At 64.7% G+C, this 10,715-nt stretch carries 8 protein-coding genes; 6 read left to right on the forward strand and 2 right to left on the reverse strand.

Annotated elements, in window-relative coordinates; genetic code table 11:
* Both ACFFWD_RS33055 and ACFFWD_RS33060 read left to right on the forward strand, forming a co-directional pair.
* Nucleotides 1-4,401: a translocation/assembly module TamB domain-containing protein gene (locus ACFFWD_RS33055; RefSeq protein ID WP_376972616.1), complete on the forward strand. Its 4,401-nt coding sequence runs from the start codon at nt 1-3 to the stop codon at nt 4,399-4,401.
* Nucleotides 4,402-4,633: 232 nt separating this feature from the next.
* Nucleotides 4,634-6,508, forward strand: coding sequence for an autotransporter domain-containing protein (locus tag ACFFWD_RS33060; protein ID WP_376972618.1), 1,875 nt, complete (start codon nt 4,634-4,636; stop codon nt 6,506-6,508).
* A gap of 42 nt (nt 6,509-6,550) precedes the next feature.
* Here ACFFWD_RS33060 and ACFFWD_RS33065 read toward each other — a convergent pair whose 3' ends face one another.
* A complete protein-coding gene (locus ACFFWD_RS33065) occupies nt 6,551-7,144 on the reverse strand; it encodes a PilZ domain-containing protein (protein WP_376972620.1) in 594 nt (197 codons plus the stop codon).
* 106 nt (nt 7,145-7,250) lie between these two features.
* Between ACFFWD_RS33065 and ACFFWD_RS33070 the strand changes: the two genes are divergently transcribed.
* Together ACFFWD_RS33070 and mtnK are read left to right on the forward strand one after the other, a co-directional pair.
* Nucleotides 7,251-7,424, forward strand: a complete 174-nt coding sequence (locus ACFFWD_RS33070; RefSeq protein WP_376972623.1) for a hypothetical protein — start codon at nt 7,251-7,253, stop codon at nt 7,422-7,424.
* Nucleotides 7,425-7,461: 37 nt separating this feature from the next.
* Complete coding sequence (gene mtnK / locus ACFFWD_RS33075) at nt 7,462-8,769, forward strand: S-methyl-5-thioribose kinase (RefSeq protein ID WP_376972626.1); 1,308 nt, start codon at nt 7,462-7,464, stop codon at nt 8,767-8,769.
* Nucleotides 8,770-8,796: 27 nt separating this feature from the next.
* On the opposite strand, the gene ACFFWD_RS33080 is transcribed toward mtnK, so the two are convergent.
* Entirely contained in the window at nt 8,797-9,084 is a 288-nt protein-coding gene (locus ACFFWD_RS33080; RefSeq protein ID WP_376972629.1) for a YciI family protein, read from the reverse strand.
* Nucleotides 9,085-9,266: 182 nt separating this feature from the next.
* Here ACFFWD_RS33080 and ACFFWD_RS33085 point away from each other — a divergent pair, with 182 nt between their 5' ends.
* Entirely contained in the window at nt 9,267-9,701 is a 435-nt protein-coding gene (locus ACFFWD_RS33085; protein WP_376972631.1) for a hypothetical protein, read from the forward strand.
* A gap of 31 nt (nt 9,702-9,732) precedes the next feature.
* The gene (locus tag ACFFWD_RS33090; protein WP_376972633.1) at nt 9,733-10,395 is read left to right on the forward strand and encodes a winged helix-turn-helix transcriptional regulator; all 663 of its coding nucleotides are present in this window, start codon (nt 9,733-9,735) and stop codon (nt 10,393-10,395) included.
* Nucleotides 10,396-10,715: the final 320 nt, after the last annotated feature.

The raw sequence follows: 10,715 nt of genomic DNA on the forward strand, positions 1-10,715 counted from the left end.
ATGCGGTGGCCCATCATCGTTGGTCTCGCCGTCGTAGCGCTGGGACTCGTCGCTGTCGCGACGGCCGGCATCATTCTCTACGGGATGGCGGGCAGGACCGGCGAGAACCAGCAGGACATGCTCGCCGCGCTGGTGTCGCGGACGCTCTCGACTGCGGCGACCCAGGTCCATATCGGCGCGGTTGACGGGGTCTTGTCCTCCGACGCCACGGTCCGCGACGTCAGCATCACCGACAGGGATGGCGTTTGGCTGACGCTCGATCGGGCGCGCCTCGTCTGGCGGCGCGGTGCACTGCTGATGGGTCGACTTGAGATCGATCGCCTCGAGATCGGCGCGCTCGACATCAGGCGCAAGCCGCTGCCGTCCGAGCAGCCCGTGGCGGGGGCCGATCAGCCGATCTTGCCTGACCTCCCGGTGAAAGTGCAGGTGAAGGACTTCAACCTGCACTCCCTGACGCTCGGCCAGTCCATTCTTGGCGAGGCCCTGACTGTCGCGGCAACCGGCAATACCGAGCTGGGCTCGCCGTCCGAAGGTCTCGTTTTCAATCTCGACGCCACGCGCAAGGATTTCCCGGGCCGCTTCAAGGCCGCTCTTGCCTTTGTGCCGCAGGGAAATGCTCTCACCCTTGACGTTACGCTCGACGAGCCCGCCCATGGATTGATGTCGAAGGTCGGGCACTTGCCCGGCGAACCGCCCGTCAGTTTCGCGCTTCGCGGCCAAGGCACGCTCGACAGCTTTCGCGGCGCGCTGAAGTTCCAGGCCGGCCCGGCAATCGATGCGACCGGCTCCATCACCCTTGACCGGAACGGGGCTGGCCGGATTCTCGCAAGCCGCCTCTCCAGCCATCTCGGGCCGCTGCTGCCGGCGCTTGCCGCTCCGATCTTTGCAGGCGAAACCAATCTCGACAGTACGACACGTATCGGTGACGACGGCAGCGTCGCGCTGAACGCGTTGACGCTCACGAGCCGCCTTGCCCGACTCGACGTGAAGGGCCTGCTCGGTGCCGACAAGGTGATGGATTTCTCGGCCTCGATCCGAGCACTTCCGAGCAACGGCGAGGTGACGGAAACGGATCAAGGCTCGATCCGCAGCCTCGTGTTCGACACCCGCGTCAGCGGCCCCATCAAGGCCCCCAATGTCACGGCCAAGCTCGCGCTGTCGGGAGCCCGTTTGCCGGATGGAAACCTCGACGCGCTCGACGCCTCGATCACCGCAGTCCCTCGCGCCGAAGCCACTGACCTCGCCACTCGCATCATGCTGGAGGCGAACCTGCGAGCCTCCGGAATTGCGCCGCGCGACCCAGGTCTTGCATCGGCGATTGGCAGCAGCGCATCGCTGGTGCTCCGCGGCAGCACGGATCTGGGTGGCCACGCCAGGATCGAGCGGTTGGACGTCGACACATCGGCGGCTCAAGCCAGCTATACAGGCGATGTCGGCCCCGATCGGGTGCACGGCCGCGCGACCGGAACCGTGCCTGACCTCGCTCGCTTCAGCGACATTGCCGGGTTGAAGCTCGCGGGCGCGTTGGCGCTTGGTCTCGATCTCGACGGTGACCTCCAGCGCAACCGCTTCGACGCCAAACTGTCGGGCACCGGCGATAACCCCGCGACGGGATTTTCGGCACTGGACGGGCTGGCGGGGCGGCGTGTCGCATTCGCAGCAGATCTCGGCGCCGATGGTGAAGCCTCCTACACGGTCCGCGAGGCTTCGTTCGACGGAGCCCATGTCTCTCTTCGCGCCAAGGGCAGCGTCAGTAACGAGGCGAGCGATCTGTCGGTTCATGTCGATCTGCCCGATCTCGCGGCGGCCGATGCGCGTCTGACGGGTGTGGGGGCGTTCGACCTCCGCTTGACCGGCGGGCTCGCTCACCCGGGCCTCTCGCTCGTTGCCTCCGTCGATCGCGCGACAGCGATGCGACGTCCGATTCCACATCTCGAGCTCGCAGCGACGGTCAATGATATCAACGGGCCTTGTGTCATCGACGCCAGGCTCTACGGCTCGGTCGACGGCAAGCGGGCGCGCGGGATTGTCCAGCTCAGCCGCCAATCGTTGGATCGCGATGCTCGCGATACGCGCCGGCCCGAAATCGCAAACAGCCGTGCTGCGGATCAGGCGGCAGGCAAACCCGCGCCCCCTTTTGCCGGCTGGGACGCAAAGACCCTCGACATCACGATCGGCTCGGTCTCCCTGAAAGGGACGGGGACAGTCGATGCGCAAAGCCTCGCGCGCGGGCAAGTTCGCTTCTTCGCCGGTTCGCTCGCCGACCTGTCACCGCTCGCCCTTACTGACCTCGTCGGCTCGGCTTCGCTCGACGTTGCCCTTTCGGCCGATGGCGGCCAGCAGTCCATCCGTCTTGCCGGAAAGGGCGCGGGAGTCCGGGCCGCCGGATCTGCCGTTCGCAGTTTCGACCTGCGCGCCGATGGCGCCGATCTCTACAGCCATCCGGTGCTCAACGCTTATGTCCAGGTCAACGGCGCCGAGGTCGGCGGCCAGGCCGTCTCGAACATCACACTCACCGCGAGGGGTAATGCCAATGTGAGCACGATCGGCCTGTCCGCCAAGGCGGCGGGCTTCGATTTCGATGCTGCGGGCGCGCTGATGGCCAGGGACCGGACGCGGTTCGACCTCAGCCGCTTCACGGCGCGGCGCGGCGCCAAGACGATCGCTTTGCAGGGACCCGCGAGCTTCACGCTCGACGATGGTACGGTGCTGATCGAACATCTGGCGCTCGGGGTTGGCGGCGGTCGCTTCACGGTTGACGGCAAGGCCGGCAAATTGCTCGACCTCAAAGCCACCGCAAACGCAATCCCGCTCGGCGAAGCCGATGTCGCAATGCCGGGGCTGGGCCTTGCCGGGACCCTCGACGCCTCCGCCGCGGTCAGCGGCTCCGCGAGCGCCCCGGTGGGCCAGTTCAAGGTGGCCGTCAAGCAGTTGACCGCGCCGCAGACCAGAACCACCGGCCTGCCGCCGATCGACATCGCGGCGGATGGGCGACTCGAGGGGAGCCGCACGAGCCTCAATGCCACCGTCACAGCAGGCAAGGCCGGCACGATCACGGCTTCGGGGACGGTGCCGCGCGCCGCCGCGGGTGCGATTGCGCTGACGGCGAAGGGCCGTCTCGATGCCGCCGTCGCCAATGTCACGCTCGCCGCCTCCGGCCGCACCGTTTCTGGCTCCGTCCTGATCGATGCCCGTGTCGGCGGCACGCGTGCCAAGCCCCAGATCGGCGGGGTCGCCACCGTGAGCGGAGGCACCTTCCGCGACAGTCTGCTCGGCACACGGCTCGATGCCATCGAGGCGAAAGTCACCGCCGCGGGAGAGCGCATCGCGGTGGAGCGTCTGAGCGCGGTGACGCCCAATGGCGGCACGTTGTCCGGCTCTGGCGAGGTGAGAGTGGCTCCGGATGCAGGCTTCCCAGGTACGATCTCGATCCGTGGGCAACAGGCCACGCTTGCCGCCAGCGCGCTCGCGACCGCTCAGGCGAATCTCGCCATCGACGTCACAGGCGCTCTGGCACGCGATCCGCGGATCACCGGCCGCGTCGACCTGACCCGCGTCAGCGTTGACATTCCGGACCGCCTGCCATCGACGCTGAAGCCGATCGACGGCATTGACCATGTCAACGCCTCGGGCCAGGCCGCCGCGCGGCTCGCGGCTGCGCGCAAGGCCGAGGCGCTGAAAGGCAACAAGGGGCGGCCCGCACTCTTCAATGCCACGCTCGACGTGACGATCTCGGCGCCGAACCACGTCTTCATCCACGGCCGGGGGGTGAATGCGGAGCTCGGCGGCTCGGTTCATGTGGGCGGCACGGCCAACGGTCCCGTGCCCAAGGGCGCCTTCTCGCTTTATCAGGGCAAGTTGGTCGTGCTCGGAAAGACGTTGACCTTCACCAAAGGCAACCTCTCTTTCAACGGAGATCTCGCGCCTGAGCTTGATTTCACGGCTGAGATACAGGCCTCCGATATCACTGCGCAGATCGGAATCTCGGGACCTGCGGCCGGGCCGGTCTTCGCCTTCCGGTCACAACCTGAGTTGCCGCAGGACGAGATTCTGTCGCGCATCCTGTTCCAGAAGGCTTCGGGTAGCCTCACGACCTCACAGGCCCTGCAGCTCGCAGAGGCGGCGGCTCAGTTCGCAAGTGGTGGGGAAGGGACTCTCGACCGCATGCGCCGCTCGCTCGGCGTCGACAGCCTGGATGTGGGCACTGGGGCGGGTGGCCCGATGGTCGGCGCCTCGCGCGCGATCGGCGACAGGTTGAGCGTTGGTGTTCGGACGGGCGCGAGCCCCAGCCAGTCGGGACTGTCGGCCAATGTGGACGTGACGCGCCACATCCGCGTGGAGTCGGATGTCGACGCGAAAGGCTCGACGTCCGTCGGAATAGGCACCCGCTTCGAATGGTGAGGCGAGAGTGGTTCTTGACAGCCCGACCGGCATAACGTCGGTGAGTGATGCTTTCGCTTGTTACCGGCGAGACGCGCGTGGCAGCCTGCGCGATCCTGGTGTGCATTGCATACTGTGGTTGCAAAGGCACAGCCGATGCTATCTGTGATCCGGGTTGCTTGATACCGCTTGTCGCGCTGATCGCGCTGTGAAACCCTTGCCTCAATAACAAACACATTGGGGGGATGGGGCCATGAAGGCGGGGGCCAGGTTGGCGCTGCTCGCACTCGTGTCGGCGGGAGCCACGGTTGCGTGGTCCGGCGATACGGTCGTTGCGCAGACGACATTTTCGACAATCCAGGCGTTCGGTGACAGCTACGCGGACACCGGCAATCTGTTCAGGATTCTGGGGGTCCCCAATCCCGTCACCTATCCGACCGGGCGATTCAGCGGCGGCACCAATTTCGTCGATACCACCTCGCAGCTATTGGGAATTCCCCAAAACAACTTCGCCATCGGCGGCGCGAAGACGGGCTTCACCAATACGGTCGCCCCGGGTATTCCCGGCTTTGCTCAGGAGTGGCAGGGCTTCGTTGCCTCGGGGAGAACGATTGCGCCCTCCGACCTCGTGGAAATCAGCATCGGTGGCAACGATGCGCGGCAATACTATCAAACCGGGGGTACGCTGGCCGGTGTGCCCGCCGCCGCGACGCTGAGCGCCAATCAGGCAATCGCCGGCATCAATGCGCTGGTCGGGGCGGGCGCCCGCAACATCGTCTTTACGACCGGAGATGTCAGCCAATTGCCGGAAGCCGCTGGTAACCCCAATGCGGCGATCGGGTCGGCGTATAGCCAGGCCTATAACTCCCAGATGCAGGTAGCGCTCGCCGGCTTCGCCCGCGCAGGCGTGCGCGTGGAGCTTTTGGATATCGCGCTGCTCGGAAATCTGATCAAGGCGAACCCGGCCGCCTACGGCGTCGCTAACGTCGGCGCGTGTCCGCTGACCTGCATCGGCAATCCGGCGCTGCAAAATCAGTTCCTGTTCTATTTCGACAAGGTCCATCTGACCTCGCTGGGCTTCACGATTCTCGGCCAATACATCGTCAACCGTCTCAATGCGCCGCTGACGCTGCCGGCGCAGGGTGATCTCGGCATGTCGTCGGCGATGGGCTTTGCATCGACCCTGTTCGGCAGGCTCGACACCTTCCGCGAGACGTCGCTGATGGCCTCGGCGATGAACTCCTACGCCCAGGTCACCAAGGCTCCGTACCTCAAGGCGCCGCCGCTGGCAGCCGTCAGTCCGTGGTCGTTCTACATGCTGGGCAACGGTGCCGTCAGCGATCGCCAGGCCACCGTCGCCTCCAACGGCTTCAACCTCGACAGCGTCGGCGGCACCATCGGCGTCGAGTATCGCCTCAACAGCAACGCGTTCATCGGCGGTGCGTTCGACTATTCCAACCCGAAGGCGCGCTTCTTCAACAATGGCGGCACCAGCGAGGCTAACGCCTACCAGATCGGCGGCTACGGCGCCTGGACCAGCGCGCATTTCTTTGCGCAGGCGCTCGCCACCTTCGGCTGGCAGAACTATCGCAACAGCCGGCCGGGCGTCGTCGACACGATCACCTCGAGCTCTGACGGAACGAGCTTTGTTGCCGCGGGCAAGGTGGGTTACCTGTTCGACGCCGGCCGCACGCAGATCGGTCCGATCGGCGGCCTGACCTACGCGCGCGCGAAGGTCAATGGCTACACCGAGTCCGGCGATCCGGTGTTGACGCTTGCCGTCGGCCAGCAGACCGCGGAAACGTTGATCGGAAGCGTCGGCGCGCAATTCCGCTTTCCGTTCATGGTCAACGGCCGGATGATCAATCCTTACGTCAACCTGACGATGGACGACGACCTGATCGGCAACGGGCGCATCATCCAGTTCGGCGCAACATCGGCGCCGCTGATCGTCAACAACTGGAATGTGCCGAACACGACGTCGCAGCATGTCTATGGCCGCGTTGCCGCGGGCGTGGCGGCCCCGGTCTCCGACACCGTGGCCTTGACGGCCAACATATCGCAGACCTTCGCGCGCCAGGGTGGCAACGATTTTTACGGCAATGGCGGCCTGAAGATCTCGTTCTGAGCACGCCGGGTCATGCGCCGCCTCCGAAATCGGAGGCGGCCTCTAGTTGAATTTGATCCCGATCCGCTTGTCCGTGCGCCAGGCGACCTGGCATTGCCGTTTGGTGTGATCGCCCAAGATCAGCAGGTTGAATATCTCGGGGATGCCGACCGGGCTGGTGACTTCCAGTGCTGCGCCCGTTTCCGAGATGTTTCGGACCACGCAGTCGATGGCGCCGCCGTTGAACTCGATGGTGCCGGCCTTCAGCACGCGCTGCCGGAGCGCTGCGCGGTTGTTTTCCAGGATCTGAACCGCGTCCTGGCCGGCCTGCTGAGCCTCCGGGGTCGTCTGCCGCTCCAGTCCTTCCGCATGCCGTGTTGCGACCGCGATCTCCTCGGTGGTCAAGGTCGGCCTGACCCGCGCCCAAGCAAGCTTGAAGCGGACCTGGCCGTCCTTGAAATCGATCGCAGGACCTCGGTCGCCGGTTGTCGGCGGCCGGCCATAGACATTGCAGCCCCACCACCATTGCCGGCTATCGTATTGCCGCATAATCCGCCCAACCGGGATGCCGCGCCAAACAACGTCATAGTCGTCGTCCTGTCGGACGCCATCGACAATGGTCGGACGCAACGAAATGGTCTCCGTATCGTCGGCCATCGCCCGACCTGCCTCGCTTCGATCGATCCAGTGAAATCCATGTGCCGGCACGCCACGTCTGGACCGGCGACTCTGGATACCTGCAAATTATATCGAGCTTCATTGCATGCAAGCCTCATCATCCGGCAAGCAGACCGCAGTGATCGGGCTGAATTCGGTCAAGCTCAACAAGGACACCATCATCGCAAGCTACACGCTGGTCGCCGACAGCGTTTACTGCGATTATGATCCGATCAGGAAGAAGGCCGACATCGGCTCGAACTTCCTGGAACGGGAGTGAGGATCAACCTCGCCTGTCAATGTGGGAGGCGACCAAGATGAACCTGCAGGCGCAACCAGGCTCCTCCGGGACCAGCCAATATCGAATCCTCCGGGAAGCCGATCTGCGGGATTATCTGGCCGGGCTGCCCGCCATCGCCGCCGAACTCGGCGGCGCGCCCGCCGACTGGTCGATCAGCGAGGTCGGCGACGGCAATCTCAATCTCGTCTTCATCGTCAAGGGAAAGCGCGGCGGCATCGCGGTCAAGCAGGCGCTGCCCTATGTGCGCCTCGTCGGCGAGAGCTGGCCGCTGCCGCTCTCGCGGGCCCATTACGAGCACCTGGCGCTGGTACATCAGGCGCGGCTGGCGCCGAAGCTGGTGCCAACGGTGCTGCATCATGACGGCCCGCTCGCGCTCACCGCGATGGAGTTGCTCGAGCCGCACATCATCATGCGCAAGGGACTGATCGAGGCTATCAGTTATCCGCGCTTCGTCGAGGAGATCTCGACCTTCCTGGCGCAGACGCTGTTCTTCTCATCCGACCTCGCGCTGTCGGCCGCGGAGAAGAAGCTGGGGATCGCGGCATTCGCCGGCAACCATGCGCTGTGCAAGATCACCGAGGACCTGATCTTCACCGATCCCTACCGCATCGCCGAGCAGAACCGCTGGACCACGCCGCACCTCGATGCCACAGCCGCCGCCTTCCGCGACGACCTCGACCTGCATGTCGCGATCTCAAGGCTGAAGCTGAAATTCCTGGCGAGCCCGGAGGCGCTGATCCACGGCGATTTGCATACCGGCTCGATCATGGTCACCGAGCGTGAGACGCGGGTGATCGATCCCGAATTCGCCTTCTACGGCCCAATGGGATTCGATATCGGCGCCGTCATCGGCAATCTCATCATGGCCTATCTGGCCTCCGCCGGGCACGAACGTTCGGCTGGCGAGCGGGCGTCGTTCGAGGCCTGGGTGCTGGAGACCGTCGAGGGCGTCTGGAACGAGTTCGCGCGAAAATTCGTGGCACTATGGCGGAGCGAGGCGAGGGGCGACGGTTATCCGGTGTCGCTGTTCGCGGGCGAGACCGGCGCGGTGCGGCTGGAAGCCGAACGGCAGGCGTATATGGCGCGGCTGTTCCAGGACACCGTCGGCTTCGCGGCGGCGAAGACCATCCGCCGCATCCTCGGGCTCGCCCACAACATCGATTTCGAATGGATCGCCGACGAGAAGCAGCGCGCGATCTGCGAAGCACGCAGCCTCAAGCTCGCACGCCGCATGATGCTGGAGACGCCGTCGTTCACGACCATCGGCGCAGTCACGAGGGCCGTACGCGAACTGCGCGACTGGCAGCCGGACTTTGCCCGCTAACATCCGTCGGGCAGACCGCGTCGCCAGCTATTTCGACAAGGCTTCGTAGACCCTGACGCTCGTGATCGAGGGATTGCCTTCGGCCATCCTCTGGGCCTCATCCAGGCTGTCGGCCTTGACGATCATGAATCCTGTGATCGAGTGAGGTCCCAGTGGCAAGTCGGCGATTCCCGTTCGCGAGATTTCCCGACCTTGGGCCAGCCGGCCCATGTCGACGATGTCGTCCTTGATCGATTCGAACCATTTGCCCCAGGCTGCCATGATCTCCGGCGTCGGGGACTCGTAGCCATAAGTCAGGATTACGAACCTTTTCATTCCGCCCCTCCGTGCGGTCTGGCGTGCGGTTGCTGGCGCACGACACCTTACATGGCGCGGACAAGCGCGCCAACGGTGTACCTTTGCATTGACTCTAGTTTTTGTTGTATATACTATAAAAAATGTAGTTGGTGGCCGTGCCGGCGTCTGTTCGCGGCCGATCCGCCGGGAGGGAGCTGTCGATGTCGATTGTTTCCGCAGCTGAAGGTTCGAAGGCCGGCCGTAACTTCTGGCTCGGGGTTGCCGCTTATCTCGTTCCGACATTTCCGCTCGGCTTCTTCTGGCATCTGGCTTGGTTTGAGGACAGGTACCGCACTCTCGCCATCTACCGGGCCGACCCGATCATTTCGCTCGGCCTGGCCTCGATGGCGGTCCAGGCCTTGATCTTCTCCTGGGCGTATCCTCGGCTGTTCCCCGTCTATCGCGGGTCCACGCTGAAGGCGGGCCTGCTGTATGGCCTTGTGATGGGGCTATTGTCGTGGTCGTTCACGACGCTGGCGGTTGCCGCCAAGCATCCGGTTGGTTCAATCGTCGACTACATGATGCTCGAGACCGGCTTTACCTTTGTGCAATTCCTGATCGTCGGCCCCCTGATGGCCTTGGCGCACCGAAATTGACCTCAGACGCCGGCGCAGTCATCATTGCTTGATGAGTGGCACCACCTACCGTCAATTTTGCGCGCTCGCCCGCGCGGCCGAGATCGTCGGCGAGCGATGGACGTTGTTGATCATCCGAGAGCTGTTGATCGGTCCAAGGCGGTTCAGCGATCTCCTCAATCACCTCAATGGCATGAGCCCGAGCTTGCTCGCGTCGCGGCTCGCCGCGTTGATCGAGAGCGGCGTGGTGAGGAAGATCGACTGGCCGGGGCCGGTGACGGCGCAACTCTACGAATTGACGGAGTCGGGGCGAGAGGTCCAGCCGGCGATCCGTGAGTTGATCCGATGGGGCGGGCGCTATCTGTTTCCGCCGCGCGCTGACGACGAATTCGAGCCGGATTGGGTGCTGCTCGGCCTGGACGCGATTGCCAGGCGCACGCCGGTGCCGGCGGTCAAGGTTGGGCTGGTGGTCACCCACGGAAAGAAATCGGCGGGCTTTACGGTCGCAGGCGGCGACCTCGGCACAACGATCACGCGGGGGGAGGCCGGTTGCAAGGCGACCCTGCAGGCGCCCTTCGATGCGCTGTTGCAGATCGTCGGCAAGCGCCTGTCGCTTGACAAGGCGCTTGCCGAGAAGCGCGCAGCGTTACGAGGGCCTGCCGCACCGGTGCGAAAGCTGCCACTGCTGTTCGATCTCGCCGATCGCTTGTCCTGAGTCCTGGCCGGTTAGGGCGGAGGGCTACGCGGAGTTTATCATCGGGCCGCGCTTCGCGCGGACCGCGTGTCTAGCAACGACAATCGGTAGCTGGGGTGCGACAAATCAACCCGACGGGCAAATCCGCGCTTCCGTCGTCGGGCAAATCAGTGGCACGAATCCGCCCGTCTCACCCGACACGAGGGGCGGATCGCGATCGTCACGAACGCGGGTCGAGATGCGGTGGACGCCGAGCGCGCAACTGACGAGTGCGCGCAGATGGCGGACGGCGAAGTCGTGTGGTCCTGACGCCCCAGTGGCAGGTGTCTCCTCGCAAGACG

The organism is Bradyrhizobium erythrophlei (genome assembly GCF_042430365.1).
Taxonomy (GTDB): Bacteria; Pseudomonadota; Alphaproteobacteria; order Rhizobiales; family Xanthobacteraceae; genus Bradyrhizobium; species Bradyrhizobium erythrophlei.